Source organism: Priestia sp. YIM B13551 (genome assembly GCF_042787905.1).
Classification (GTDB): domain Bacteria; phylum Bacillota; class Bacilli; order Bacillales; family Bacillaceae_H; genus Priestia.
This window is the reverse complement of record NZ_JBHZOX010000002.1, coordinates 848099-874027: the sequence shown is the minus strand read 5'-3', so window position 1 is coordinate 874027 and position 25929 is coordinate 848099. Positions and strand designations below refer to the sequence as shown.

The 25929-nt window shown below is 39.2% G+C and carries 28 protein-coding genes and 1 riboswitch; of the genes, 22 read left to right on the top strand and 6 right to left on the bottom strand.

Features of this window, described 5'->3' with window-relative positions; genetic code table 11:
* Window positions 1-231: 231 nt before the first annotated feature.
* Window positions 232-363, top strand: a complete 132-nt coding sequence (locus tag ACFX4N_RS14120; RefSeq protein WP_255255980.1) for a hypothetical protein — start codon at window positions 232-234, stop codon at window positions 361-363.
* 7 nt (window positions 364-370) lie between these two features.
* Here the strand turns inward: ACFX4N_RS14120 and ACFX4N_RS14115 are convergent, their stop codons facing one another.
* Complete coding sequence (locus ACFX4N_RS14115) at window positions 371-826, bottom strand: Lrp/AsnC family transcriptional regulator (RefSeq protein ID WP_013058593.1); 456 nt, start codon at window positions 824-826, stop codon at window positions 371-373.
* Between the two features lie 120 nt (window positions 827-946).
* On the opposite strand from ACFX4N_RS14115, the gene ACFX4N_RS14110 reads away from it, so the two are divergent.
* From ACFX4N_RS14110 to ACFX4N_RS14095, 4 genes are all read left to right on the top strand, one after another.
* Window positions 947-1405, top strand: a complete 459-nt coding sequence (locus ACFX4N_RS14110) for a carboxymuconolactone decarboxylase family protein (protein ID WP_057273858.1) — start codon at window positions 947-949, stop codon at window positions 1403-1405.
* A gap of 115 nt (window positions 1406-1520) precedes the next feature.
* Window positions 1521-1665, top strand: a riboswitch (cyclic di-AMP (ydaO/yuaA leader).
* Window positions 1666-1789: 124 nt separating this feature from the next.
* Window positions 1790-2449: a potassium channel family protein gene (locus ACFX4N_RS14105; RefSeq protein WP_013058591.1), complete on the top strand. Its 660-nt coding sequence runs from the start codon at window positions 1790-1792 to the stop codon at window positions 2447-2449.
* 3 nt (window positions 2450-2452) lie between these two features.
* Window positions 2453-3772 (top strand): TrkH family potassium uptake protein, encoded by a 1320-nt coding sequence (locus tag ACFX4N_RS14100; RefSeq protein WP_057273857.1) that lies wholly within the window; start codon window positions 2453-2455, stop codon window positions 3770-3772.
* 322 nt (window positions 3773-4094) lie between these two features.
* The gene (locus ACFX4N_RS14095; protein WP_082611769.1) at window positions 4095-4175 is read left to right on the top strand and encodes a YjcZ family sporulation protein; all 81 of its coding nucleotides are present in this window, start codon (window positions 4095-4097) and stop codon (window positions 4173-4175) included.
* A 188-nt stretch (window positions 4176-4363) separates the two neighbouring features.
* Here the strand turns inward: ACFX4N_RS14095 and ACFX4N_RS14090 are convergent, their stop codons facing one another.
* Complete coding sequence (locus ACFX4N_RS14090; RefSeq protein WP_016765201.1) at window positions 4364-4450, bottom strand: YjcZ family sporulation protein; 87 nt, start codon at window positions 4448-4450, stop codon at window positions 4364-4366.
* Between the two features lie 174 nt (window positions 4451-4624).
* On the opposite strand from ACFX4N_RS14090, the gene ACFX4N_RS14085 reads away from it, so the two are divergent.
* The 5 genes from ACFX4N_RS14085 (at window position 4625) to ACFX4N_RS14065 (ending at window position 10755) form a co-directional block, all read left to right on the top strand.
* On the top strand, window positions 4625-5122 hold the full coding sequence (locus ACFX4N_RS14085; RefSeq protein WP_231101771.1) for a tetratricopeptide repeat protein: 498 nt from the start codon (window positions 4625-4627) through the stop codon (window positions 5120-5122).
* Between the two features lie 409 nt (window positions 5123-5531).
* Window positions 5532-7610: a gamma-glutamyltransferase gene (ggt, locus tag ACFX4N_RS14080; RefSeq protein ID WP_192100078.1), complete on the top strand. Its 2079-nt coding sequence runs from the start codon at window positions 5532-5534 to the stop codon at window positions 7608-7610.
* 142 nt (window positions 7611-7752) lie between these two features.
* Window positions 7753-7893, top strand: coding sequence for a hypothetical protein (locus ACFX4N_RS14075; RefSeq protein ID WP_170959544.1), 141 nt, complete (start codon window positions 7753-7755; stop codon window positions 7891-7893).
* 297 nt (window positions 7894-8190) lie between these two features.
* Window positions 8191-9090, top strand: coding sequence for an arginase (gene rocF / locus ACFX4N_RS14070; RefSeq protein ID WP_013058586.1), 900 nt, complete (start codon window positions 8191-8193; stop codon window positions 9088-9090).
* A gap of 231 nt (window positions 9091-9321) precedes the next feature.
* The gene (locus tag ACFX4N_RS14065; protein ID WP_043978423.1) at window positions 9322-10755 is read left to right on the top strand and encodes an amino acid permease; all 1434 of its coding nucleotides are present in this window, start codon (window positions 9322-9324) and stop codon (window positions 10753-10755) included.
* A gap of 49 nt (window positions 10756-10804) precedes the next feature.
* Here the strand turns inward: ACFX4N_RS14065 and ACFX4N_RS14060 are convergent, their stop codons facing one another.
* Both ACFX4N_RS14060 and ACFX4N_RS14055 read right to left on the bottom strand, forming a co-directional pair.
* Window positions 10805-11977: a hypothetical protein gene (locus ACFX4N_RS14060; protein WP_235567338.1), complete on the bottom strand. Its 1173-nt coding sequence runs from the start codon at window positions 11975-11977 to the stop codon at window positions 10805-10807.
* A gap of 167 nt (window positions 11978-12144) precedes the next feature.
* The gene (locus ACFX4N_RS14055) at window positions 12145-12378 is read right to left on the bottom strand and encodes a YczF family membrane protein (protein ID WP_013058583.1); all 234 of its coding nucleotides are present in this window, start codon (window positions 12376-12378) and stop codon (window positions 12145-12147) included.
* A gap of 337 nt (window positions 12379-12715) precedes the next feature.
* Between ACFX4N_RS14055 and ACFX4N_RS14050 the strand changes: the two genes are divergently transcribed.
* Window positions 12716-13015 carry a GerAB/ArcD/ProY family transporter gene (locus tag ACFX4N_RS14050; RefSeq protein ID WP_377261619.1) on the top strand — a complete coding sequence of 100 codons (300 nt, stop codon included), beginning with the start codon at window positions 12716-12718 and terminating at the stop codon, window positions 13013-13015.
* A 30-nt stretch (window positions 13016-13045) separates the two neighbouring features.
* Here the strand turns inward: ACFX4N_RS14050 and ACFX4N_RS14045 are convergent, their stop codons facing one another.
* The gene (locus ACFX4N_RS14045) at window positions 13046-14455 is read right to left on the bottom strand and encodes a polysaccharide deacetylase family protein (RefSeq protein ID WP_057273853.1); all 1410 of its coding nucleotides are present in this window, start codon (window positions 14453-14455) and stop codon (window positions 13046-13048) included.
* Between the two features lie 158 nt (window positions 14456-14613).
* On the opposite strand from ACFX4N_RS14045, the gene ACFX4N_RS14040 reads away from it, so the two are divergent.
* The 3 genes from ACFX4N_RS14040 to ACFX4N_RS14030 all read left to right on the top strand — a co-directional run bounded on the left by ACFX4N_RS14040 (window position 14614) and on the right by ACFX4N_RS14030 (window position 16700).
* Window positions 14614-15114 carry an RNA polymerase sigma factor SigV gene (locus ACFX4N_RS14040; protein ID WP_013058580.1) on the top strand — a complete coding sequence of 167 codons (501 nt, stop codon included), beginning with the start codon at window positions 14614-14616 and terminating at the stop codon, window positions 15112-15114.
* On the top strand, window positions 15111-15974 hold the full coding sequence (rsiV, locus tag ACFX4N_RS14035; RefSeq protein ID WP_377261617.1) for an anti-sigma-V factor RsiV: 864 nt from the start codon (window positions 15111-15113) through the stop codon (window positions 15972-15974). The genes ACFX4N_RS14040 and rsiV overlap by 4 nt, the downstream gene beginning before the upstream one ends.
* 195 nt (window positions 15975-16169) lie before the next feature.
* Entirely contained in the window at window positions 16170-16700 is a 531-nt protein-coding gene (locus tag ACFX4N_RS14030; RefSeq protein WP_013058578.1) for an HTH-type transcriptional regulator Hpr, read from the top strand.
* Window positions 16701-16740: 40 nt separating this feature from the next.
* Here ACFX4N_RS14030 and ACFX4N_RS14025 read toward each other — a convergent pair whose 3' ends face one another.
* Window positions 16741-18030: a globin-coupled sensor protein gene (locus tag ACFX4N_RS14025; protein WP_057273852.1), complete on the bottom strand. Its 1290-nt coding sequence runs from the start codon at window positions 18028-18030 to the stop codon at window positions 16741-16743.
* 185 nt (window positions 18031-18215) lie between these two features.
* On the opposite strand from ACFX4N_RS14025, the gene ACFX4N_RS14020 reads away from it, so the two are divergent.
* The 8 genes from ACFX4N_RS14020 (at window position 18216) to ACFX4N_RS13985 (ending at window position 25908) form a co-directional block, all read left to right on the top strand.
* The gene (locus tag ACFX4N_RS14020) at window positions 18216-18890 is read left to right on the top strand and encodes a C40 family peptidase (protein ID WP_057273851.1); all 675 of its coding nucleotides are present in this window, start codon (window positions 18216-18218) and stop codon (window positions 18888-18890) included.
* Between the two features lie 227 nt (window positions 18891-19117).
* On the top strand, window positions 19118-19540 hold the full coding sequence (locus tag ACFX4N_RS14015) for a DUF2642 domain-containing protein (protein ID WP_057273850.1): 423 nt from the start codon (window positions 19118-19120) through the stop codon (window positions 19538-19540).
* Between the two features lie 18 nt (window positions 19541-19558).
* A complete protein-coding gene (locus ACFX4N_RS14010; RefSeq protein ID WP_057273849.1) occupies window positions 19559-19762 on the top strand; it encodes a hypothetical protein in 204 nt (67 codons plus the stop codon).
* Between the two features lie 2 nt (window positions 19763-19764).
* Window positions 19765-21291 (top strand): glycosyltransferase family 2 protein, encoded by a 1527-nt coding sequence (locus tag ACFX4N_RS14005; RefSeq protein ID WP_057273848.1) that lies wholly within the window; start codon window positions 19765-19767, stop codon window positions 21289-21291.
* Window positions 21284-22507: a nucleotide sugar dehydrogenase gene (locus tag ACFX4N_RS14000; RefSeq protein ID WP_057273847.1), complete on the top strand. Its 1224-nt coding sequence runs from the start codon at window positions 21284-21286 to the stop codon at window positions 22505-22507. Before ACFX4N_RS14005 ends, ACFX4N_RS14000 begins: the two co-directional genes overlap by 8 nt.
* A gap of 44 nt (window positions 22508-22551) precedes the next feature.
* Window positions 22552-23973 carry a glycosyltransferase family 2 protein gene (locus ACFX4N_RS13995; protein ID WP_057274143.1) on the top strand — a complete coding sequence of 474 codons (1422 nt, stop codon included), beginning with the start codon at window positions 22552-22554 and terminating at the stop codon, window positions 23971-23973.
* Window positions 23974-24128: 155 nt separating this feature from the next.
* Window positions 24129-24524 carry a DoxX family protein gene (locus ACFX4N_RS13990; protein ID WP_013058570.1) on the top strand — a complete coding sequence of 132 codons (396 nt, stop codon included), beginning with the start codon at window positions 24129-24131 and terminating at the stop codon, window positions 24522-24524.
* Between the two features lie 169 nt (window positions 24525-24693).
* Entirely contained in the window at window positions 24694-25908 is a 1215-nt protein-coding gene (locus tag ACFX4N_RS13985) for a cytochrome P450 (protein WP_377261613.1), read from the top strand.
* Window positions 25909-25929 lie beyond the last annotated feature (21 nt).

Here is a 25929-nt window from a genome sequence, read left to right as displayed (position 1 = left end):
TTTTTAAGTAGACAGAAATGTCGGCACCTGATAAAATGAAGTTGTAAAACTTTCATTATTCGGAAAATTTATACCCTCCAGCTTTGGAGGGTTATTTTTTATGCTGTTGGACGAATAAAAGAGGCTGGGACAAAAGTAGTTTAATGGAAAGAAGATCCGAACGATGAATCGTTCGGATTTTTTCGTTAGTATGGTGAACGTATGTTTAATCTATTTATTTGGTTCTAGCTGTTGATTGGAGGGCAAGGCGAAGACTCCTGCGGAAAGCGAAGCCTGGCACGGAAATCAACAGCGGTGTCAAAAGTGATTCATACGAGCTTATTGATCCCATTGTTCGCTTTTAGATTGGACCGCTTTCGTTAGGTTTCAATCACTTTTCATCTTTTAAATGACTCAATAATGCAGGAGCCATCTCCACGTGAGAAAGGGCGATGTGTGAAATCGTTTTGGCATAAGGTGTAATTTCGTTAATAAATTGTTCGAGTACGTGCAGGTGAGGAAGCTGAAGCTTTGTAATAAAGCAGGCTTGCCCGGCGATGCGTTCACAGAATAAAGCGTAGGGATACTGAGAAATAAATCGTTTAAAACGCTCGTGCTCTCCGTTTTTCATGGTTACTTCAATAAAACACGACACAGGCAAATGCAGCTTTTCATAATCAATATCGATCGTATATCCTTTTATAACGCCAAAGCTCTCTAGCTGCCTTACTCGCTCTGCCACCGAAGGAGGAGACAGGTTAATTTGTTTTCCTAGCTCTCGTAAGGAAAGGCGGCTGTTTTGCTGCAGCGCCTGCAAAATCGATAAATCAATTTCATCAATTTTCAATTGAAAACCTTCTTTCTCATTAACGTTTCATTTGATTAGTAATAGTAGATAAGATGTTTTATATGTAATCTGAAATTTCCATTTTTCTTACTATAATAATTAAAAAGGAGTGAGTAAAAAATGGCAAGAGTTTTGTTAGCAAACGAAGAGGGAACAAATTTTGAAAAAGCATTGAATTTAATTCCGCATGTAAAAAGATTGTATGATGAGCTTTACGACACGCTTTGGAACAGCGATATAGTAGAAAAAGAGACTAAGGAAAAAATTAGGCTTTATCTAGCAGGTGTTAACGGCTGTGAGACGTGTATGAGCATGTCATATTTAGGCGATGAGACGCTTAATCAAAAAGTGTTAAGAGAAAAAGAGCTGGAAGAAAAAGATCGATTACTGTTTCGATTTATTGATGTATACCGGGTGCGTCCAAGGGAGTTGACGGATGCTGATATGAATCAATTAAAGAAATTTTACAGTGATACGCAGCTGTTAGAGCTTTTGGCTGTTATTAATTTATTTGATCAATTTCACAAAATGATTGTCAGTTTAGATTTATATGATTTTTGCAGCTTGCAGGGCAAGTGAGATCTTCCCTAAAAATATCTTGACAGACAAAATCCACAGGAGTAAGATAGCTTTCGTGAAGTGAAACGCATCATGAATCGAATCGATTATTCTAAAAAATAGATCATAGACATTTGAATAAAAATCGCTTAATCCATTACGGAGCGGAGGACCCATTATTTACGCACATATTGTGCTCCGGGGTGAATCCTTAAAAAGGTAGGGTTACTCTTAAAACCCGAACCCGACAGCTAACTTCGCAAGCGTTTTGAGGGGGAAGAGTGTGGAAAAACACAGGAGCCTTCCTGTGTTTTTTTGCGCTTTTTTTAAGAAAAGGATGTAATTTTTTAGAAAAAGTATAAGCTAAGAGAACACACAGCAGTTGAAGAAAGGAATAAATACATTATGAAAAAACAGTTTGCTGTATTGGGATTAGGTCGTTTTGGAGGCAGTTTGGTTGAAGAGTTTGCTAATCTGGATGTGGATGTGCTCGCTATTGACCGCAATCAAGAGGTAGTAAATAAATTTAGCAACTCAGCTACATATGTTGTGCAAGCAAACGCGATTGATGAAGCTAGCTTAAAGGGGCTAGGTATCCGCAATGTTGATCATGCGCTTATTTCGTTTGGAGATGATATCGAAGCAAGCGTACTCGCAACCATGCTTTTAAAAGATATGGGCGTTAAGCAAGTATGGGTAAAAGCAGTGAATATGTATCATCAAAAAGTGCTCGAAAAAATAGGAGCGGACAAAGTTATTCATCCAGAGCGCGATATCGCTAAGCGTATTGCTCATCACGTGGTGTCAGAAAAAATCATTGATTACATTGAACTGTCAAAGGATTATAGTATTGTCGAAATTGTCGCCTCTAAGAAACTTCATAATAAAACGCTGTTTGATTTAAACATTCGTGCCAAGTACGGCTGCAATATTATCGGCTTTCAGCGAAAAGACGGGGAAATGGTTATTTCGCCTACCGCACATGAAATAATTGAACAAGGAGATATGCTGATTGTTATCGGACATAATCGCGATTTGAACCGTTTTGAAGAAGAAGGAGTTTAACTCATGAAAAAACAAATCATTAAACTCACCCCTCCGCAGCTGCTTGTCTCTATTTTTGGAGGAGGAATTATTATTGGTGCTCTTCTATTGATGATGCCTTTTTCTACTACTGAGCCAATCCGGTGGGTAGACGCCCTTTTTACATCTACTTCCGCTATGACAGTGACCGGCTTAGCCGTCGTAGATACAGGTACACGTTTTACCGTCATCGGTCAAACGATCATTATGCTGTTAATTCAAATAGGCGGTCTTGGCATTATGTCATTTGCCGTGTTGATTTTTATGATGCTAGGTAAAAAAATTGGATTTAAAGAGCGTATGCTCGTTCAGCAGGCCTTAAATCAGACGAGCGCCGGCGGAGTTGTGCTGCTAGTTAAAAGGCTGTTTATCTTTTCATTTTTAATTGAGTTTGTTGCACTTATCTTCTTAGCAATACGCTGGGTTCCGGAATTCGGATGGTCTAAGGGATTGTTCTTTAGCTTGTTTCATTCGATTTCTGCTTTTAATAACGCAGGGTTTGGACTGCTGTCTGATAACTTAGTTCAGTATGTAGGAGACCCTATTATTAACATAACAATTTCTTTTCTGTTCATTATTGGCGGGTTAGGGTTTACCGTCCTTGCTGATATGTGGGTGAAAAAATCGTACAAAAAACTAACGCTGCATTCAAAAATTATGATTATCAGCACGTTTGCGATTAACGTGACTGCAATGCTTTTTATTTTTTTCTTAGAGTACGGCAATTCACATACGCTTGGAAATTTATCATTAGGGGACAAAGCATGGGCGTCTTATTTTCAAGCAGTAACGACAAGAACCGCTGGATTTAATACGATTGATTTAGCTCACCTGCATGACGCAACGGTGTTTTTAATGGTTTTATTAATGTTTATTGGTGCAGGAAGTGCGTCAACGGGAGGCGGTATCAAACTAACAACGTTTGTGGTAATTATTTTTTCAGTATGGGCATTTTTACGAAGCAGGGAAGATATTGTGCTCCTAAAGAGAAGGCTCCTTCCCCTTCACGTGTTTAAGGCACTAGCCATCACGATGATTTCAATTATGTTTGTGTTTGGGGCCATTTTCCTGTTAAATATTTCGGAAAACCTGCCGTTTGTAAAAATTATGTTTGAAGTTGTTTCTGCGTTTGGAACAGTAGGTTTATCGATGGGAGCCACTCCTGAACTTTCGTACTTTGGACGCGTGATTATTATCTTTATCATGTTTTTAGGAAAAGTGGGGCCATTAACGCTTGCATTTTCATTATCAAAACAGAAGAGAGAAGCTGTACGATATCCAAACGAAGATATTATGCTAGGGTAAGAAAAATCGCCTCCAAGGAGGCGGTTTTTTATGTTATTTATATATTCAAGACATATAAGAGGTTACGCACAAAACAGTTGCGATGAATAAAAAGAAGGCAAAGACAAGAACAATGGGCAATTTGGAATGTCGGCGCATTAAAGGTCCCCCTTTTTTATAGTAAAAAATCTCTTACTATATATAACGAAAGAAACAAAAATATGATTCACTTTTTTAGCGAAATTTGAAGGTTTTTCTCATAAAAATCCGCACCCCTGTCCTAAACATTTTGCCAAGCTGTTGCATACACTAAAAGCAGATAACAGGAAGTGAGGGATGATACGTGGGAAAACAAAGTTTTGCGTTAATCGTTGTGTTATTTGTTTTACTTGTTATTGTAGGTGCGTCTGGCTTTCGCTTTTAAATGTTAGTTCTTTATTTGCGCATAGCCCCTGTCAAGAAGGGCATACTAGGGGGAAGTGAAAACCAAAAATTTCTTCAATATTGCCGAACAATGAGTTCCTCTACTCATTTATCTAATCGGTATGTAGCCATGCGAAAGCATGGTTTTTTTGTCGTAAGAGGATGAATGATGTTCATCCTCTTTAGAAATTAATAGTAGCAAGAACACCCTACGATTACTAATAAAATAAATAAAACAACGATAAATGAAAAACCAAAACCGCCTTTTGCGCCCATATGTGTAACCTCCTTTAATAAAATTCTCTATATCCTATGTACTAATTGGGTTAAGTGATTAAGAAATTTGCCTATTTTTTAACGGTAACGATCTTTTGAGAAAAATGAAGAACACTTACTTTTTTCATTTGTGCAGAAATCCTTTATGATAAAGAGGAAAAGGAGGGCAAAGTGGTGGGAATACATGTAGAATACGTCATGAATCAGCTAGAAGAGGGTAAGTGGAAAGAGATCAAACGCGAAATTCAACAAGAAATGAAGAAAAAACCTCAAGCATCTGATTTGTACTGTTACTTAGCAGTTTGTTTAGCAAAGCAAATCGAAGAATCAATTATTTTTGAAAAAATGGTATTGAATTTAGAAATGGACCGAGCTCTTCATCAGGCATTAACATTAAATCCATCTTCAAGCTTGGCGCACTTCGTTCGAGGAATAAAATACCGGGAAACTCCGCTTATGTTTGGAGGGAATTACGAAAAATCGCTGTCTTATTTGCAGCGGGCGCAAGATCTTGGTTTTGAAGGGATTATGCTGCCACTCGAACTCGCCAAAACCTATATTCAATTAAAAGAAATGGAAAAAGCGAAAGAACAAATCGCCTATGCCCGGGAAATCAATCCTACTCACGCGGATATTAAAAAAGTCGAAAACATGCTGCAAACAGGACGGTGAATCAAAAGTCCTGTTTTATTTTTGGTTTTCAGGAAACATATGCTGATTTTCATAAAGAATTGCTTTTTATATAACAATAAGAATATTTATAGAAATTTTAAGAAGTGCATGTAAGTCCAACGACTTCTTAACTGCTAGATTTTCTACATTATTAGAGCGTTCAGTCTACATAATTCCAAAAATAGTAAGAAACTATCAGCCTATGGATAAATTGTTAGAAAATATAGATAATTGTAAATGGATAGAGAGAAAAGTTAAACATGCGACTAACTAAAAAAGCAAAGGTCTGATTTACTTTGCTTTTTATTTATACACATATGTAAAAAATATCATAATAAACCAATTTATTCTTTGTGAAATCCATCGTTTCAGACGATGTGAAATAATGTATTTGAAGGAGGAGACCCAGATGAAGGTTATGAAGATGTTGGTTATTGCATTATTTAGTTTAAGTTTAGTTGTCACACCAGCTGCTGCTGAAGTTCCGGGTGTCGACCATTCAATGAAACGAGGTGCTACACAAGGAATTGTAGCGGCATCTCACCCGCTGGCTGCTGAAGCGGGAAGGAAAGTTTTAGCTGAAGGCGGAAACGCTGTGGATGCGGCAGCTGCCATTCAATTATCTCTAAACGTTGTGGAACCGATGATGTCAGGTATCGGCGGCGGCGGCTTTATGATGATTTATGAAAAAAAGAAAGATAAAATTACGATGCTAGACAGCCGTGAAATGGCACCAGCTGATGTCACGCCTAAGCTGTTTTTAGATTCAAAAGGAAAAGTCATCCCTTTCAGTAAGCGTCACATAACAGGAAAAGCAGTTGGAGTTCCTGGTACGCTAAAAGGAGTAGAAACAGCCCTTAAAGATTATGGAACAATGGACTTATCAGATGTTATTAAACCAGCTATTACTCAAGCAGAACAAGGAATCAAAGTAAATTGGTCGATGGCTCAGTACATTGATGAAAATGTGGACAAGCTTGAAAGATACCAAACGGCCGGTAGTGTATTCGTGCCGAATGGCAAGCCGTTAAAAGAAGGAGATAAGCTTGTTCAGCCGGATCTTGCTAAAACATTAAAGCTTATTCAAAAAGAAGGATCAGACGCTCTTTATAAAGGAGAAATTGGAAAAGCGCTTGTTAAAGAAGTTCAAAAACGCGATGGAAGCATGACTATGGATGATTTGAAAAATTACGTTGTAAAAGAACGTGAGCCGGTCAAAACAACTTACCGAGGCTACGATGTGGTTAGTGCGGCTCCTCCTAGCTCCGGCGGATTAACCGTGCAGCAGATTTTAAAGCTAATGGAAGGTTATGATGTAGAAAAAATGGGTTCCAATACGCCTCAGTATTTGCAGCATTTAACGGAAGCGATGCACTTAGCTTTCGCGGACCGCGCGGCGTATATGGCAGATGAAGACTTTTACGAAGTGCCGAAAAAAGGACTGTTAGATGAAGATTATATTAAAGAACGTCGTAAATTAATTAATCCAAACAAAGCAACGCCTAATGTCAAAGAAGGAGACCCTTGGAAATATGAAGGAAAAGAAAATCCAAATAAAGCAACAGTAAAGGAAGAAAATCCAATCGGCCAAACGACTCATTTCTCTGTTGTAGACAAATGGGGAAACATGGTTTCTTACACGACTACCATTGAACAAGTTTTTGGTTCAGGAATTATGGTTCCTGACTACGGATTTATGCTCAACAATGAAATGACGGATTTTGATGCCACTCCGGGAGGCGTGAATCAGGTTGAGCCTAAAAAACGTCCTCGAAGCAGTATGTCTCCAACGATGCTGTTAAAAGACGGAAAGCCGTTCATGGCAATTGGTTCACCGGGAGGCCCAACCATTATTGCGTCTGTAGCAGAAACGATTATGAATGTTATTGACCATAAGATGCCGATTCAAAAAGCGATCTTAACACCTCGTATTTATTCAGGCGGCTATCCAACCGTAAGATGGGAACCTGGCTTTAGCCAAGATACAATTCTTGAAATGATGGCTAAAGGACATGCGTTTGAAGAAAAGCCTGAGCATATTGGAAACGTTCAAGCGGTTATCTATGACTATGAAACAGGGAAAATGTACGGAGGCGCTGATAATACGCGCCAAGGCACGGTATTAGGAGTAGACGCAATTAAATATGTATCCAAACAGCCAAAACCAATTAAAGAAGAGAAAAAAGGAGAGTTTACAGTTGAAGTCAACCGTGCCGTTTATCCATTTACTGATAAGCAAGTGAAGCTGATTGATGGAAAGCCTTACGTTCAGTCCGATCGCCTACTGTTAGGCTTAGGCGTCATTGATTCGAGTGATTTAAAGCTATATAAACCAAATCATCACTCTTATTTATCAGTTATCAAAGTAGCAAAATCCCTTGGCTACAAAGTGAAATGGGACGAAGAAAAGAAAGTGGTCTCATTAGAAAAAGATCCTGGTGAAGACGATGCCGGCGATGATGAAGACGGAGACGTTATTACAAATTAAAAAAGAGACTGGGACAAAAGTATTTTAGGTGAAAGAAAATCCGAACGATGAATTGAGATTCTTGATGGAGAATCCAACTCGTTTGGATTTTTTTTATTGCTATGGTGACCATAGTTTTCGTCTATGTAGTTGCTTCTAGCTGTTGATTAGAGAGCAAGGCGAAGACTCCTGCGGGAAAAGCGGACTAGGTGAGACCCCGCAGGAGCGTATGCGACGAGGAGGCTCACCGGCCGCCCGCGGAAAGCGAAGCCTTGCACTGAAATCAACAGTTGTTCATCTTTAGATTGAATGGATTTTGTTATGTCGCAATCTCTTTTTTATGAAAGCAAATAAAATTGGCGATTTTAAACGAAACGACAAAAAAGTTTGCACGTTTTGCCAAAAAGTTGTAGAAATCGACAGTTTTTTTGGCGCATGTAAGAAAACCCGTGATAAAAAGACTGATAGAATGCTACAAACAAAGTTGGCATCATTTTTGCATAAGAAATAGATGAGGGGCTGTATCAATGAAAAAAATACATAGTTAAATAAACACCTATGCTTACTTCACACAAAATAAAATGCAACGGAGGTATAGAAAATGAAAAAAGACATTTCAATTATCGGTGTACCCATGGATTACGGACAAACAAGAAGGGGTGTAGACATGGGGCCGAGCGCGATTCGCTATGCAGGCATGAATACACGCTTAGAAGCTCTTGGCTATACCGTACACGATGAAGGGGATATTAAAGTAGAAATTAAAGAGCGGGCAGACGTAGATAAAAATACGAATTTGAAAAACTTAGCGGCTGTAGCCAGCGGAAATGAACAGCTTGCTGCAAGAGTTGAAGAAGTGAGAGAGCAAGACCGCTTTCCGTTAATATTAGGCGGAGACCACAGCATTGCGATTGGAACGCTTGCAGGAGTCGCGAAAGGTTCAGAAAATTTAGGCGTTATTTGGTATGATGCTCATGGTGATTTAAACACAGCTGAAACATCTCCATCAGGCAACATTCACGGCATGCCGTTAGCGGTGAGCTTGGGTATTGGACATCCTGTACTTTTAAATATTGGAGGGTATACCCCAAAAATTAAACCTGAAAATCTAGTTATTATCGGTGCACGCTCATTGGATGATGGTGAAAAAGAGTTAATTAAAGAAAAAGGAATTAAAGTGTATACCATGCATGAAATTGATCGTTTAGGTATGACGCAAGTGATGAAAGAAACGATTGATTATTTAAGCGGTACAGACGGCGTGCACCTGTCGCTGGACTTAGACGGCTTAGATCCGGATGATGCACCAGGCGTAGGTACACCTGTAAAAGGCGGCATCAGCTACCGAGAAAGTCATTTAGCAATGGAAATGCTAGCGGAAGCAGACATGGTGACATCTGCTGAATTTGTAGAAGTGAACCCCATTTTAGATCAGCATAACAAAACTGCAGAAGTAGCGGTTGCGTTAATGAGTTCATTGTTTGGCGATAAGCTTTTATAAGAAAGAGCTACTTACAGGTATCGTGTAGAAGAAAATCTATTATGATCCAATAAACGGTCATGCAGGGTTAATCGGCTGCCATCCTCGCTACGGGGCTGGCGCCATTTGAAAAACATCCGGCACTAATGGACTTCAGCCATGAAGAGCTACCCAGTAAGCGGCTATAAAAACAAAATAAACCTAAAAAAATGAAAGCGATTTCATTTTTATGCAGCAAAGGGAGGAAATGGGATGAATATTCCACAGGGACAGCCAGGAGAATTAAAAAGAACGATGAAAACAAGGCATCTTTTTATGATATCACTAGGAGGATGTATTGGTACCGGTTTTTTCCTTGGTTCAGGTTATACCATCAATGAAGCAGGTCCGATGGGAGCAATGATTTCCTACTTAGTAGGAGGGATCATTATGTATCTAACGATGCTGTGTCTTGGAGAATTATCCGTTGCTATGCCAGTTGCAGGATCGTTTCAAACATACTCCACTAAATTTATCGGCCCTGCAACCGGTTTTGCGATTGGATGGCTGTACTGGCTAGGATGGGCAGTAACGGTGGCACTTGAGTTCTTAGCTGCCGGACAATTAATGCAAAGATGGTTCCCAGACTCGCCCGTTTGGTTATGGTGCGCCATTTTTGGAGCGTTAATTTTTTCACTAAATGCACTTTCAGCTAAAGCATTTGGTGAAACAGAATTTTGGTTTTCAAGCGTTAAAATTTTCGCCATCATTATGTTTATTGTTGTAGGTGGAGCGGCAATGTTTGGACTCATTGATATGAAAAGCGGACAGGAAGCACCGCTTCTATCAAACTTCTTTGCCGAAGGGCTGTTTCCAAATGGCGTAACGGCTTTGCTGATTACAATGATTACGGTGAACTTTTCGTTTCAAGGAACAGAATTGATTGGAATTGCGGCAGGAGAAAGTGAAAATCCGGAAAAAACAATTCCAAAAGCGATCAAGCAAACGGTTTGGCGTACGCTTTTCTTTTTCGTCTTATCCGTGTTTGTCCTAGCAAGCATGATTCCTCGTGAAAAAGCAGGCGTCGTAGAAAGCCCGTTTGTTGTTGTGTTAGACAGTGTAGGTGTACCTTACGCGGCGGATATTATGAACTTTATCATTTTAACAGCTCTTCTTTCAGTCGCAAACTCTGGATTTTACGCGGCTACACGTATGCTTTATTCTCTTTCAAGAGAAGGAATGGCAAGTCCTGCGCTTGGAAAAGTTAACAAAAGAGGAGTTCCATTTAATGCACTATTAATTACGCTTGTGATTTCATGTTTTTCTCTGCTTTCAAGCGTAGTGGCAGCTAAAACCGTTTTTGTGTGGCTGATTTCACTCGCTGGACTCGGCGCTCAAATTGGCTGGATTGCGATTACAGCTTCACTGCTTGCGTTTCGTCGTGCTTACGTGGCTAAAGGTGGAAAAGTGGAAGATCTCAAATTTAGAACACCTCTTTATCCGGTTCTTCCTATCGTAGCGCTTATTACGAACTGTATCGTTATGATCAGTCTTGCGTTTGATCCCGAGCAGCGAATGGCGTTATACTGCGGAGGTATTTTCTTTATAGGCTGCTATGTTTATTATTATTTGAAAATTCGAAAACAAAATCAGTCAAAACAAGAGCAAGAAGTTCAGCTTGCGGAAAATAAACGAATGATTATTTAACATAAAAACCCGGAAAATCACGATTTTCCGGGTTTTTATGTACTCGTTTTTAGCTATCTAGTGTTGTCTCTTCATTTTTACGGCGGCGAAGTCTCCATAGCGTGATAAGGACAACCAGTGTAAGAACAATACCGCTGCCGAGCAGGATATGACTCACTGTTTTATCCTGCTTTTTTTGGCCTTCTTCAAAATATTTCTTGTACATCGCCACGGCAGCTTTATTTTGCTGGTATTTTTTTGGAACGCTCATTTCTTTTCCAAGCTTCCAGCCGTCTTTATAAGCTTTTTGCTGCAAAGGTTTCACGTCTTTATTCGAATAAAAGCCTGCTTTGTACCATTTTTCTAGTTCGGGCTTGTCCTGAAGATTTTTAGGCGCTCTATAGGTCTGATAAGTGAAAGCTGAGTCGTACCCGTCTGCTTTTACGTCTTTTTGCTTTTGTTTCTGTCCTTTTTCATATCCTTGCTCAAAGGCTGTTTGCAATTCGCCTTCTGCTTCTGCAGGTACTTCTAATGAAAGGTCGTGATAGCCTTGTACGTAGCCCTGCTTTTCAAACTGCTTTTTTTGCTGCTTCAGCACTTCGGCTTGAGCGGTTTCAAAGCCTTCTGTAAAAGCCTGACGTGTGACATCCTCATCATCATACATGCTCGGAACACTCATTGAATCATTTTCAAGACCTTGGTCATAGCCTTCTTTTTTTGCTTTAACAGATAAGTCCATTAAAGAAATAGCTTTTTTGTAGCCTTGAACATACCCTTTATTCCAGTCGGATGACTTAGAAGGGAAAGGGTCGATTTCTGATTGAATAGTAGCATGTTTGTAATCAAGGACGCCTTGCTGATAGCCTTCCTCTTCGCCGGCAGCCATTTCATTTTCTTGTTCAGTCTTAAGTTCTTCCTCTTTTTGCTGCTGTCCTTTTTTATATCCTACCGTATACCCCATCATAAACCACGTGAATTCTTCAGAAGATTTGTCCAGTCCTGTTGTTTGATCAAACTGTTCAAATTTTTTCTCTGCGTATCCATCTTCTTCTCCAAGCGAATAGCCTTCTTGATAGAGAGAGTCAAAAATAGCTTTTACATCTTCAGCTGTATCCACGTCTGTTGACTGGTCCAAAACGTCGGAAGAGGAATCCGGGGAATCAGGAGTAGCATTAGAAGGGATGGGATCACTTGCAAGAATAAGTAAGCAAGCTGTACTAATAACGGCTAATTTTTTTTTCATCATTTCTTCACCTTTTAGTTCAAAGTCAATGTTTATTTTGTAGTTTAAGCGTACAGCTTTCTATGTAGAAAGGCGTGTAAAAGTTTTTCCAATTATGAAAATTATAACATTTAAATGAGAAGGAGAATAGGTGGTAAAAAGGAGAAATATGTGTTTTTTACGGAGTTTTATTTTTGTCGCTGTTTTGCTTTTTTCACTTTAAATGAACGATAAAACACTTCAGCTACAAAACAGAACAAAAGGAAAAAAAGGACAAATAGTTCAGCGAACTCCATAACACGAAACGGACTGTAGGCATTTTGCAAGGCCATGGAAAAACTAAATCCTTGCATCATATCCACTCCGATAGAAAATCCCATTAAGCATCCTAACAGCAAAGCTGATATCCAAACGATTTTCATACGTCTCACTCTCCGTTTTTGTTTTTTTCTTAAAAACATTCTACCGATAGTTTTTGTTATTTTTTTTGTCTTACGCTTTGATTGCTCTATTAAAAATTGCATACAAAGCATTTATTTGGAAAAAGCTAAAAAAAAGAAAAGAAAGGTGTTTTTAATCGTGCCTTCTTTATTTAAAAATAAAAAAAGCAAAGACAATAAAAAGGAAACAGAAGGTTCGTCGTCAGAGGAACAAGCGACAGTCCTTTATTTGTAATGAATGTGATGCTGCTGCTGTTAATTATTTATACGGTGCACAAAGGACTTGAAGTAATAGCTAGAACGGCTAGACGTGTTTTTTATGATTGCATTAGTAATCGTAGGATTTGTTAAAATCAGCGTCTTTTTTTACGCTGTGATTGTTGGACTTTCCACACTATTTAAGGTGAAACGACCTTCTGCGCTGACATATCCTGTGGGCACGGTGATTTTATTTTTTTCTTTGACAATTGCAAGTAATTTTCAAGAGCATTTAAAAGAAGGGCTAACGATTATGCCGGTGTTGCTTTTTATCCCTTTTCACGTAGTGATTCCGTTTACGCTGCTCTGTATAGCATTTATTAAACATCGCATAAAAAAACAAACGCGCTGCAGCCATTAGGATGGCTGCAGCGCGTTCGTCCGCTATCCGCTACTGCAAATGCAGCTGCTCTCGCTCTTTTTTTACTTGTTCTAGCTGTGAAATCGTAACAAGCTGATACCCTTGTGCATGAAGCTGCTTCATAATTTCAACCGCTGCTTCGGCACTTGTTTGGTAAATATCATGCATTAAAATAACTTTTCCGTCTCCGACTTGGCTCATAACTGCTTGAACGGAGTGAGGAACGTTTCTATATTTCCAGTCTTCGGGATCGATATCCCATAGAGTCACGCCAACATTTCCGATATAACGTCTTACATTTGCGTTGACGGCTCCATAAGGAGGGCGTACATGCAGTGGTTCATAGCCGCTCACTTGTTTAATGAGCGCTTGGGTATCGCCTATTTGGTGTTTGACCTGCGCTTCGTTCAAACGTGTGAGCTGAGGATGATCCCAAGAGTGATTTCCCACTTCGTTTCCTTCCTTGACCATACGTTCGATTGTTTCAGGATAATATTGAACGCGGCTTCCTAACACAAAAAAGGTAGCGTGCCCGTTCACTTCTTTTAATCCATCTAAAATCACATTGGTAGATGAAGGGTTAGGTCCATCATCAAAGGTCATCGCAACGACTTTTTTAGTTGGATCAATAGGCGCTCCTTGCTGCGGCATTTCGTTAACGATATGTTTTGGAGGCGTTTCTTTGACTTTATTTTTATTTGCTGCTTCGTCTTTGTAAGCATCGCTCAGCATGTCTTTAAATAAATCTTTTTGGATAGCGATTGTTTTGGTTTTCGTTTGTTCAGCACCTAGCTGATAAGGCTTAAAATAGATCACAATACTGTTTTCAAGCAGCGCAAACTGACTGAAATTTTGATTAGCTGCCCGAGTTCCTTTTTGAAGGTCCGGGTCAAAATCAGCTGTTTTCATTTGTTTTTTTAATTCAGCATATGAAATAGCCGAAAGGCGATCTAAATAGTTTGCATTTTCTTTAAATAAATTCTTTAACGTCATTTGTTTTTGAGCAGGCAGGTCAAAGGTAAAGGTTTTGAGAGAAGACGTTCCTTTCTCTCCATTTACAGATTCATATTCATCAAAGACAACGCTTAGCGTTTGCTTGCTGTAATGGACGATTTTATATGTAATCGTTAATTCAGATTTTTTCTTTTTTGACTGCTTCTTCAGCTTTTTTTCATAGTGTGCCACTTGATCTGTTACGTAAGCTTGAATGGATTGATCGATTTCTTTTTTACCAAAGGAAGGGTAGCTAATGGCATAGCCTCCGTCGGTAAGGTCCTTAACTAGCGTTTGAATTTCAACGTTTGGATAGGTTTGATCTGTTTGAATACTTGCCGTTTTTTTCTCTGTACTGTTTGCTTTGACGATATACCCTGCTGTACCAAGAAACAAAATACAGCATCCAAGCAGTGTCAAAATACGTTTGTAGCCCATGGTTTTCATGTAGTAATATTCCCCTTTTTGTATATATCTACCTAATAGACGCATGAGACCATTATTTAGTTTTACTTTTTTTAAAAAAAACCAAACTATTTTTCTACTCATTCCGTCTACCTTATAGATGTACTTCAGCAAGAGAAAATAGAAGGGTATGAAAGACGATGAAAAAACATGATGCACATCAGGTGCTCGTAGCGTGCGTAACCGAGCATAAAGCGGATTTTTACCGGCTTGCTTTTAGCTATGTAAAAAATCAAGAAGATGCGCTTGATATTGTGCAAGAATCGATTAAAAAAGCACTCATTTCAATGGACAGTATCAAGGATATTCAATCGATTAAAAGCTGGCTTTATAAAATTGTTGTACGAACAGCAATCGATTTCCTGCGTAAGCATAAACGTCTAACGCTTATGGATGATGAAGCGCTTGAGTACTTGAGCAGCGGACGTGAAGATCAGTATAAAGATATCGATTTAAAGCAAGCAATGGATCAGCTGCCGGTTAAATATAAAACCATTATTATTCTGAGGTTTTTCGAAGATTTAAAAATGGACGAAATTGCGGAAATCATTGAGGAAAATGTAAACACGGTAAAGACAAGGCTATACAGAGGGTTGAACCTGTTGCGGATTACGATGACGGAGGAGGACTTAGAACAATGAATGAAAAAATAGAAAAGTTAAAGAAGCAGTATCATGACATTCCTATTCCAGACGAATTAGATGATGTTGTTGCACAGGCACTTTCTTCACATCCCCGTAAAAAGAAATCCTATATTTGGCCGAGCGCGATTGCGGCAGCAGCGGTGATTTTTATCACAACGGTGAATGTGAGTCTAGATGCGGCAAATGCAATGGCAAAAATTCCTGTGCTTGGAAAAGTAGTAGAAGTGATCACATTTGATGAACTAAAGCAAGAAGAAAAGCATTCTCGTATTGACGTGAAAACACCATCGATTTCAGGCTTGGAAAACAAAGGTCTTCAAACAAGCTTGAATGAAAAGTATATAAAAGAAAATGAGCAGCTGTATGAACAGTTTAAAAAAGAGATGAAAACATTACAAAAAGGAGAGAAAGGAAACGTGGCTGTCAGCAGCGGCTATGATATTATGACGGATACCGATGATTTGCTTGTGGTTCATCGATATGTGGAAGAATCGAGAGCTTCAACGTCGAGCGTCAATCAGTACGACACGATTGATAAAAAACACGAAGTGCTCGTTACGCTTCCAAGTTTGTTCAAAGATAAAAGCTATATAAAGGTCATTAGTGAAAATATTAAACAGCAAATGAAAGATCAAATGAAGCATGAAGAGGGCAAAATCTACTGGCTGACTGAAGAAGATATGGATCCTTTTAAAGAGATTGCTGAGAATCAAAGCTTCTATATTACAAAAGATCACAAGCTTAGAATTGTATTTGATAAATATAAAGTCGCCCCAGGATATATGGGAAACATTGAGTTTGAAATTCCGACAGACGTTATTTCAAACCTTCTGGTTGGTAAACGGTATATTCATTAAAAAACAGGCGTGAACGCTGAACGTTCACGCCTGTTTTTTACATAAAGAAACGTTAAAATTTATTTTTATGCAAAATAAGTTGAAATATATAAGCAATCATGTATAATATTTTGTATATATTTTCATTCTTTTTGTTTATAAAGTCTTAGGGAAAAATGATGTGAACGGTTGCATTTCTAGAGAGGAAGTGAAGAGGTGAAACGCACGTTAAATCAAGATACGATTAAAGATGCTATGCTGTTTAATCAGCTTGTGATGCAGGTAAGCAAAGCTCTTTGGAAGTCTACTGAAAAGGATTGGGAGCAGTGGGTTAAGCCGTACGATTTGAGCATTAATGAGCATCACATTTTGGGGATTGCATATCAGCTGGAAATTGCGTCGATGACCGACATTTCAAAACTAGGCGTCATGCATTTATCCACAGCTTTTAACTTTGCAAAAAAATTGCACCTGCGGGGCTATCTTACCCTTTCTAAAAATGAGAAAGATAAGCGGAATACATACGTACAGCTCACAGAAGAAGGAAAAAAGATGTTTTTAAAAACGCTCGAGGATTATAATCCTCTTGAAAATCCTTTGTTTCAAGGAGCGATGCCGCTGCGAGATGTTTACGGAGAGCTGCCTGACTTTGTTGAGCTGACGGCTCTGATTCGAAGCATATACGGAGAGGATTTTGTCCAGTTTATCGAACGTTCTTCTCAAGAGCCCGCTAGCTTGAAAAAATAAAAAAGCCTTCTTGTGCAAGCTGAGAAGGCTTTTTTGCATATCAACTTTTTTCAGTTAACCGTTCAAGTTCTTCTGAGGAATGGGCCATCTTCTCAATTCGGAGAGACAGCTGCTTCATTACGCCGGCTATTTTTTTAAGCTCTTTTTTTGTTAGAACGGTTTGCTGTTTGTTCTCGGTTGTTATGCTAAGAACGTTTGTGAAAAAAGAAGTAATGTTGTTCATATTGTCAGCCGTATCTTTTGTTAATGTAGCGACTTCTCCACCTAACGCCGAGACGCTTTCGATTTGTTTTTGAATGTCTCCGATAAAAGTTGAAATATTGGAAATAGAATTCTTCGTTTCTTCTGCAAGCTTCCGTACTTCCTGTGCCACCACTGCAAACCCTTTTCCATGCTCGCCTGCTCGAGCAGACTCAATCGAAGCGTTTAATGCTAATAAATTTGTTTGCTCAGCAATAGAAGTAACAATCGAAACAATTTGATGAATTTGCTGTGATGTATGTTCGAGCGTTTTCATTTTGTTTTGAATGAGCGACGTATTTTTTTGTATGCTTCCAAGCATGTTTTGTTCTTCTTTTAATTTTGCTTGACTCGTAACGGATTCCTTCTCAATGACTTCTGCTAGTTCAGAGCTTTTGTTTGCATAAGAAACGACGTCAGAGGATTGACTGTGCATTTGATTCATAAACGTCTTCGTTTCTTCAGATAACGAAGAAAGGATAGATGATGTACGAGAGATTTCTAGCTGAATCTTCTCTTTTTGAGTCTGAAGTCCAGCGCGCTGCTCGTCATATTCAAGCTCATAGGCTTTTAACACAATTTGCTGCTCTAGACTAATAAGCTTTGTCATACTTGCAATAAAAGCCAGACATTCTTCTTTTGATTCCATCGTACGTTCACATACTGAAAGAAGCGACGTAAATAAATTTTGAAATGCGCACAAATACCAGTTTGGCTCAAGTCCAATTTTAACGTGCATCTTGGAAATTTTTTGACGTTTTACCACAAAAGCATCATCTATTTGTCCATCAAACATTTCTAAGATATGCTGTTTTAACGTTTGTTTTAATGCATGGACGCTGCTGTGCTTTTCGATAATCGCAACCAAATGGGCCTGTTCGCCAATAGCTTTGTAAAAATCATTCACAATCTCTTCGATGGCGTTCAGCGCGTGAACTTGAAATCTGGCAATCCGTTCGAGATCATCTTCTGCTAAGGAAATCATGTTAATCTGCTTTTTTATCATCGGATCCGATACTTGCAGCTTTACAGTGATGGATTCGACACCCGCGGCTTCGGCGTGCACTTTGTTTCGTTTAAACCAATTCATGTTTATCACCTTTATTTGCTAGAATAGTTGTTTTTCTTTTCTTCTTATATTTCGGCGTTTTATATCCAAGAGTTGAGGCTGTTTAAGAAGATTGTTATCAAATTGTTATCTTCTATTAATTGAATTGTTATCCGCAGATGGTATGGTTGTACGGTGCTTAAAACATGATTCGGGGAGGAAACGAAATGAAAAAAATGCTATCGGCGCTTCTTGTAGGAGGAGCTTTATTTGCAAGTCCGGCAATGGGACATGCTGCGTTTGGCGACACGGTTTTAAAACAAGGGATGACAAATGATGATGTGGAACAAGTTAAAACAGTGTTAAAAGATAAAGGATTTTTAAAAGTCGAAGTATCGCGTTATTTTAATTATGAAACCAAAAAAGCGGTCATAGCTTTTCAAGAGAAACATAACCTAGAAGCAGACGGAATTGTTGGAGAAAATACATACAATGCATTAGGTAAAGGCGGCGTTGTAGAAGGCGAATCAGAAGTAAATGTTGATAAAGTAATTAGCAAAGCAAAATCCTTAATGGGCACGCCGTACAAATGGGGCGGCACCACACCTTCAGGATTTGACTGCAGCGGATATCTTCAGTATGTATATAAAGAAAGTGTAGGCATCGATATTCCAAGAACGGTTGAAGATATCTATCAAGCAGGTGAAAATGTAAGTGAACCGCAGGTAGGAGATCTTGTGTTCTTTGAAACGTACAAAGAAGGTCCTTCTCATGCAGGCATTTATCTTGGAGACGGAAAGTTTATTAATGCTTCGTCTTCTAAAGGCGTTACAATTAGCGATAAAAATTCAAGCTATTGGAAAGAGCGCTATATAGGAGCAAAACGCGTTGTAGCTAATTAATAGAGAAATAGATAAAAAAGACAAAGTCGTGATGACTTTGTCTTTTTTTGATGAAAATAATCAAGAAAAACTTACTTTATGTCAAAAGATCTAGTCATGTGCGGATTAATTTGAATTTAGGAAGGTGTTCTATCACCGATATGTTACGGCTTGTATATATTGATATAGTAATCCCTCTAATTAGTTCATTTGATGGGGATACGAATATAAAAAGGAGGAAAATAACAATGGGTGTTTTTTACTGTAGTAAATGTAAAAGTAAAACCAAGCGTAATTCGAAATCTAGATTAAAGCGGCTCTTATTTTCAGATAGATTTGCTGAATTTATTAGAAATAATACAAAACAAGCCGTTGCAGAAGTAATTTATTCGCAAATATTCAAACATTATTTATCAAGCATTTTAACAGAAGTAATCTATTCTCCAACATTTAAAGACTATTTGTTAAGTATTATTAAAGAATCCCAAGAATCACCTTTTAAAGAAATTGCCGAGCAGTATGTCGGGCAAGAAGTTGTGATTGAAACAACGGCTGGTCCACTCGAAGGTGTTGTGACGTTTGTAGGAGATGATTATTTAGAATTAGTAGAGTCTCCAACATCAACGGTATTACTTCCATTTACAAGCATTGTTACTATTCAAAGCGCTTAAACGAAAGGAGAGAAAAGTATGTTTCAAGATGCATTACGAGAAAATGTCGGTTCATTTGTGCAAATTATCACAGCTATTGATGATGTTAGAAATGGAACACTGCTTGCTGTTACGGACGCAGCGGCTGTTGTGCGTACGTCAAGCTCATATGGTGAGCCCACGGATGTAACAATTCCACTAGTATCCATTACGTATGTTCGAATTTTCAGCGGAGTTGAGTGAGTTTGAAAGTATCAGTTGTTATTCCAGCTTGTAACGAAGCCGATTCATTATTACCTGTGCTTCAAGAAGTTCAAAAAATAAAGCCGTTTGAGATTATTGTTGTAGTAAATGGATCCAGTGATGCAACAAAGGAAATTGCCGAAGGTGCAGGCTGCCGTGCTGTTTATTATGAAGAAGCTCTTGGTATTAATATTGGAAGAGCCATTGGGGCTAAAAAAGCAAAAGGAGAGATTTTGCTTTTTTTGGACGGAGATATAGCGGTTCCTCATGAGGAGCTGATGAAATACACGCAGGCTATAGAAACTGGTCATGACATTGCGTTAAATGATCTTTCTTGGATTATGAAACGAAAAGTGCGTCCCCATCCGGTTTCTATTTCAAAATATATGCTGAACTTATGCTTACAGAGTGAAGATTTATCCGTTCAAGCATTAACAGCTATTCCTCATGCCATAAAAAAAACATCGGCTGCTGAAATTGGGTACGAAAACTTAGCCCATCCGCCCCTTGCTCAAACGATTGCTCTTTTAAAAGGAATGTCAATCGTTGCACCGTGTTCCTCGGACGTTATTTATACAAACAAGATTCGAAACACTCATAAAACCATTCCCACTAATTCCCCTTTTCCTATTTCAACTAACTACATCATTGGAGATCACATTAAAGCATTGGCTCATCTTATTAAAGAAAAAGGAATAAGAGGCGGGCTAACAGATGGCGATCGAAACCGGGAAGTTGTTTCGACTTATACACCGAATGTGAAGCGGAAAATAGGCGTTAGGTATAGTGCTGTTATTCCAGTAGGCGAAGAAAAAGAAACGATTGCCAGCGTTATTAAAGAAGTAAAAAAAGCCGGAGTGGAAGAAATCATTGTGGTTGCCAACGGAGCCGATGAAGTAACGGTTAAGCGAGCGATCGAAGCCGGAGCTACTGTTCTTCATTATAGGCAGCGGCTCGGACACAATGTACCTCGAGCAATTGGTGCGATGTACAGCAGCGGTGAAATTTGCTTGTTCATAGATGGAGATATTGTGATTTCCGCGGAAAACTTACGTCCGTATCTAGAAGCAGCTGACCAAGGCATTGATGTAGCGCTTAATAATTTAGAGTGTCTGCTTGACGAAGTGCATCCTATTCACTCTGTAAGTGCTGCGAAATATTTTCTTAATCTTGTTTGCAAACGTCCTGATTTAACGATCAATACAACGACGGCAATTCCGCATGCCATTAAACGAGATGTAATGGAGAAAGTGGGCTATGATTCTCTTATTATTCCCCCTTTATTTCAATTAAAAAGTATCATGTACGGCTTTACGGTTCAACCTGTTCATTTTGTGGATGTGGCGCGAACGAACCGGATTCGAAAAGAGCATATGAAAGTCAAAGGTCTAGCAGCATCAACTCAGCGAATCCTAGGAGATTATGTAGAGGCCATGGCGTACTATATTAGCCAAACTAGCGAAAGAGGCGAATTTCTTCCAGACATACGAAGACATGATCTTTTGTTTGAGGTGTTGAAGGATGAATAAAAAAGTTGCTGTTATTGGTCTTGGGTATGTAGGACTGCCGCTTGCTCTTTTGTTTGCTAAGAAAAACTATACCGTGATTGGACTTGATATTGACGTCCGGAAAATTGAAGCGCTAAAACAAGGGAAAAGCTATATTCTAGATGTAAGTAATGATGTGATTCAAAGCGAGAAAAACTTTCAAGCATATGAATTGAAAAAAGGTATTTCCGCATTTCAAGCATGCGATTATGTAGTGGTGACCGTGCCAACCCCAATTACAGAAACGCACAATCCAGATTTAGGACCAGTTATTAGCGCATCTACTTTCTTAAAAGAACACATGGTAAAAGGGCAAACGATTATTTATGAAAGCTCTACCTACCCAGGTACGCTTGAAGAAATTGTTTTGCCTATTTTAAAGGAATCTGATTTGCAAGCAGGAGTTGACTTTTATTTAGCTTATTCTCCAGAACGAGTCGACCCGGCGAACAAGTCATACGATATTGAGAATATCCCAAAAGTGATCAGCGGCTACAGTAAAGACTGCCTTTATCACGTGCAGGCGTTTTATAAAAGTATTTTTCAGCAAGTCGTACCTGTTTCTTCTCCGAAAGTAGCGGAAATGTGCAAGCTGTTTGAAAACATTCAGCGCCTGGTCAATATTTCGTTGGTGAATGAAACAAACGAACTGTGTGAGGAATTAGGAATAGATTTTTATGAGGTCTTACAAGCGGCATCTACCAAGCCGTTTGGGTTTACTCCTTATTATCCAGGTCCCGGAATAGGGGGGCACTGCATACCTGTTGATCCGCTTTATTTCTTATGGAAACTAAAGCAAAATGGGTTAACGAGCGAACTTATTGAAGCGGCTCATCATATTAATGAAGAAATGCCAAATAAAGTGATTAGGCGAGTTGAAAAGCAGCTTGAAGCAAATGAAAAGCGCGTGTTCGTGGTAGGCGTTGCGTATAAAAAAGACGTAAATGACATACGTGAATCGCCGGCGCTGACCGTGTGTGAAGGTCTTTTAGAAAAAGGGTATGAATTAACGTATCATGACCCGTATATTGACTCTGCCGTCTTTAATAAGCAAACGTACTTTTCTGTTCCGCTCACAAAAGAGGAAGTCGAAAAAAGCGATGTTGTACTGGTATTAACTGACCATAGTCAGGTGAATTGGTCAATCGTAAAAAATGCAAAAAAAGTTGTAGATACAAGAGGTATTTTAAATGAATGAAGCCGCTGAGTTATTCAGTGGTTCTTTTTTTAGGAGTGATATTAATGAAAACTCTTTCTGTCGTGCTGCCTGTTTACAATGAAGAAGACACGCTAAAGAACGTGCTTAAACAAATTAAGAAAGTGAATGTGCTTGAGATTATTGTAATCGCAAATGGCTGTACCGATGCTTCAGTAAAAATAGCAAAAGAAGAAGGGTGCATGGTAAAAGTAGTGGAAAAACGCCTTTCTCCTCATGAAGCAAGAATGGAAGGAGCCAAAGCTGCCAAAGGAGATGCCGTCTTATTTGTAGACGGAGATATTATTCTTTCTGCTTCTGAGATTGAACGCTTTGTGCAGCCGTTGTTATTTGGACATAGCGATGTTGTGCTAAACAAGTGGGAAAAAACAAAGATAAATGCTTTTAACCGCAGCGAAATGACGTGGAGTGCGGTCTTGCATCATGCGCTTGGAAAGCCTCATCGTGCCAACGCTTATTTAGAAGCGCCTTATGGTGTGCTGTTAAGTGTATTGAAGAACTACTGGGAGCTGCCGCCTCTTTCCTTATTTGTGACGTTTTTAACACAGTATCGTGTAAGCTCGCATATTACGATTGAAACCCAGGGAAAGGGAAGCTTTCGTCCTTTCGATCGCCCGCTGCGCAGCAGAGAACGAATTCAATCCTACCAGCAGCTTCTTCAGACATATTATACGCTTGCGTCAAATCGTAAAAGGCGAGTGAATATGCTGACGCAGCCTATTCCAGTAGCGGAATGCGGCTGGGGGAAATTATCTTCTTTTTATGGAGGTAAACAGCTGTCTGTTATTATTCCGGTTTGCAACGAAGAACAAACAATCAAACAAGTAATTGCAGAAGCAAGAAAACTTGAGCCATTAGAAATCATTGTTGTGATTAACGGCTCTACGGACCAGTCAGAGAAGTACGCCAAAGAACAGGGCGTCAAAACCCTCGTCTATGATGAGCGGTTAGGGCATGACTGCGGAAGAGCTGCGGGGGCCCTTGCAGCAACAGGAGATATTCTTCTCTTTATAGACGGAGATTTTGTACTGTCTGCCCAAGAACTATACCCGTTTGCTTCAGCGGTAGCGAGCGGTGTCGATCTAGCTTTAAACATATGTGAAGATGAAGCAAAGCTCACGCATGTGGTGCAGGGGTGGAAGTACGTGTTAAATGAGACGGTAGGAAGAAAAGATTTATTAATGAGCTCGATGACAGCTGTTCCTCATGCCATAAGCAGAGAGTGCCTGCAAAAAATTGGACTTGAGTCTCTTGTGATACCGCCTTTTGCTCAAGTAAAAGCGATAATAGAAGATTTTCATGTGCAGGCCGTTCACCATGTTGACGTAAATAAATTCAATCGGTTTCGATATTCTGAGCACCTACTATTGAAGAACCATTCTCCTACGGCAGAACTCATTATTCACGATCATATTTTTGCTTTTCTCTCTTATCTTCAGCGTGACTGAGCAGGGAGTATTGCCTTACTTCCAAAAGAAACGTTTAAAATGAGATAAAGAAATTTGGTGATATCTTGTTTTTCTGTTCTAACCCCTTGAATTTGTTCACAGTTGTAACTAAAATTGTTACATGTGCAGACAAAAGTAAAAAAGGAGGAAAAGAAATGAAAAGCTATCAGCTTGGAACGTTTTTACTTCGTCTTATGTTAGGGCTAACGTTTTTTATTCATGGTCTTGGCAAATTCCAAAGCGGTATTGATAATACGGTCGGTTTTTTCCACAGCATGGGCATTCCTGCGTTTTTCGCTTATGCGGTTGCGGTTATTGAATTCGTAGGGGGAGCTGCTATGATTCTTGGATTTCAAACGCGTTTAATCGGTGTCTTGTTTGCGATTGTGATGATTGGCGCTATTTTTACAGCGAAAAGCGGTGCTGGTTTTACAGGCGGCTATGAGCTTGAGGTTGCCCTTTTTGTCGTTTCGCTTCATATGATTCTAGCAGGAAGCGGCGCGTACGCGTTAGACAACCGATTACAAAAACCAGAAGAACATTATTCTTAAAAAGGTAGGCGCATAGCGTCTACCCTTTTTTGTAAAATATATCCTTCTATCGATTCATTTTTATTAAAATATACAGCTATCATTTTTAAGAAAATTCTTATATATGGTACTATTTGGTCATAGATGACTGTATAGTCATTCTATTTGAACGATATGGGGAGGTTTTAACATGAAAACCGAAAGAGAAAACGGAATCGTCCGTCAAGTGAATACGATTCAAACAAAAGAAGAGCGCTTTAATCCTTTCTCTTGGTACGAAGAGATGAGAAACAGTGAACCTGTGCAGTGGGATGAAGAAAGGCAGGTATGGGATGTTTTTCACTATGACGGAGTCAAAGAAGTACTGGAACAAAAGAATATTTTTTCTTCTGATCGAAGACCTCCACAAAACCAAAGACAAACTGCTTTAGGAACGAGCCTAATTAATATTGATCCGCCTAAGCACGCTGAAATGAGAGCACTTGTTAATAAAGCTTTTACGCCTAAAGCAATGAAAGCATGGGAGCCTAAAATTGCTCGCATTACACATGAATTATTACAAGAAGTTGAGCACCTTGAAGACATTGATATAGTCGAGCATCTTTCCTACCCGCTTCCGGTTATGGTGATTGCCGATATTTTAGGCGTGCCGATAGAAGACCAGCGTCAGTTTAAAGATTGGTCGGATATTATCGTAGCGGGTCCGTCGAATAATGAACGTGAAACGCTAGAAAAATTGCAGCAAGAGAAAATGAAAGCAAATGATGAGCTAGAAACTTACTTTTATCGAATCATTGAAGAAAAACGCACCCATCCAGGAGATGATATTATCTCCGTGCTTCTTCAGGCAAAAGAAGAAGGGACACAGCTAACGGATGAAGAAATCGTAGGGTTTTCCATTTTGCTGTTGATTGCAGGAAACGAAACCACAACAAATTTAATTTCAAATACGATTTATTGTTTAATGGAAGATAAAGCTTCTTTTGAACGACTCAAACGAGAGAAAGAACTTTTGCCTTCTGCGATTGAAGAAGTTCTTCGCTATCGTTCACCCGTTCAAGCTCTTCACCGAATCGTAAAAGAAGATGTGATTCTTGCAGGCAAGAAATTAAAAGCAGGAGAACACGTCATTCCATGGATGGGATCAGCGCACCGAGACGCGCAGTACTTTGAAGACCCGGATGTATTTAAAATCGACCGAAAGCCAAATATGCATATGGCATTTGGAAGAGGCATTCATTTTTGCTTAGGAGCACCGCTTGCTCGAATAGAAGCAAAAATTATGCTGGCCGAGCTGATTGACCGCTATCCGCAGATGGACTGGAGCCCGGCATTTGAGTTAAAGCCGATTGAAAGTACATTTGTATACGGATTAAAAGAATTATTAATTCGGAAAAACGTATAAAAAAGACTTCCCACAAGTCAA

Excerpts from the sequence above, each read along its gene's own strand:
- ACFX4N_RS14025 (WP_057273852.1), bottom strand. The coding sequence starts at position 18,030 with ATGAATTGGTTTAAACGAAACAAAGTGCACGCCGAAGCCGCGGGTGTC.
- ACFX4N_RS14040 (WP_013058580.1), top strand. The coding sequence starts at position 14,614 with ATGAAAAAACATGATGCACATCAGGTGCTCGTAGCGTGCGTAACCGAG.
- rocF (WP_013058586.1), top strand. The coding sequence starts at position 8,191 with ATGAAAAAAGACATTTCAATTATCGGTGTACCCATGGATTACGGACAA.
- ACFX4N_RS14100 (WP_057273857.1), top strand. The coding sequence starts at position 2,453 with ATGAAAAAACAAATCATTAAACTCACCCCTCCGCAGCTGCTTGTCTCT.
- ggt (WP_192100078.1), top strand. The coding sequence starts at position 5,532 with ATGAAGGTTATGAAGATGTTGGTTATTGCATTATTTAGTTTAAGTTTA.
- ACFX4N_RS14010 (WP_057273849.1), top strand. The coding sequence starts at position 19,559 with ATGTTTCAAGATGCATTACGAGAAAATGTCGGTTCATTTGTGCAAATT.
- ACFX4N_RS14015 (WP_057273850.1), top strand. The coding sequence starts at position 19,118 with ATGGGTGTTTTTTACTGTAGTAAATGTAAAAGTAAAACCAAGCGTAAT.
- ACFX4N_RS14055 (WP_013058583.1), bottom strand. The coding sequence starts at position 12,378 with ATGAAAATCGTTTGGATATCAGCTTTGCTGTTAGGATGCTTAATGGGA.
- ACFX4N_RS14065 (WP_043978423.1), top strand. The coding sequence starts at position 9,322 with ATGAATATTCCACAGGGACAGCCAGGAGAATTAAAAAGAACGATGAAA.
- ACFX4N_RS14000 (WP_057273847.1), top strand. The coding sequence starts at position 21,284 with ATGAATAAAAAAGTTGCTGTTATTGGTCTTGGGTATGTAGGACTGCCG.
- ACFX4N_RS14020 (WP_057273851.1), top strand. The coding sequence starts at position 18,216 with ATGAAAAAAATGCTATCGGCGCTTCTTGTAGGAGGAGCTTTATTTGCA.
- ACFX4N_RS13985 (WP_377261613.1), top strand. The coding sequence starts at position 24,694 with ATGAAAACCGAAAGAGAAAACGGAATCGTCCGTCAAGTGAATACGATT.
- ACFX4N_RS14050 (WP_377261619.1), top strand. The coding sequence starts at position 12,716 with ATGATTGCATTAGTAATCGTAGGATTTGTTAAAATCAGCGTCTTTTTT.
- ACFX4N_RS14090 (WP_016765201.1), bottom strand. The coding sequence starts at position 4,450 with ATGGGCGCAAAAGGCGGTTTTGGTTTTTCATTTATCGTTGTTTTATTT.
- ACFX4N_RS14045 (WP_057273853.1), bottom strand. The coding sequence starts at position 14,455 with ATGAAAACCATGGGCTACAAACGTATTTTGACACTGCTTGGATGCTGT.
- ACFX4N_RS14060 (WP_235567338.1), bottom strand. The coding sequence starts at position 11,977 with ATGAAAAAAAAATTAGCCGTTATTAGTACAGCTTGCTTACTTATTCTT.
- ACFX4N_RS14105 (WP_013058591.1), top strand. The coding sequence starts at position 1,790 with ATGAAAAAACAGTTTGCTGTATTGGGATTAGGTCGTTTTGGAGGCAGT.
- ACFX4N_RS14110 (WP_057273858.1), top strand. The coding sequence starts at position 947 with ATGGCAAGAGTTTTGTTAGCAAACGAAGAGGGAACAAATTTTGAAAAA.
- rsiV (WP_377261617.1), top strand. The coding sequence starts at position 15,111 with ATGAATGAAAAAATAGAAAAGTTAAAGAAGCAGTATCATGACATTCCT.
- ACFX4N_RS13990 (WP_013058570.1), top strand. The coding sequence starts at position 24,129 with ATGAAAAGCTATCAGCTTGGAACGTTTTTACTTCGTCTTATGTTAGGG.
- ACFX4N_RS13995 (WP_057274143.1), top strand. The coding sequence starts at position 22,552 with ATGAAAACTCTTTCTGTCGTGCTGCCTGTTTACAATGAAGAAGACACG.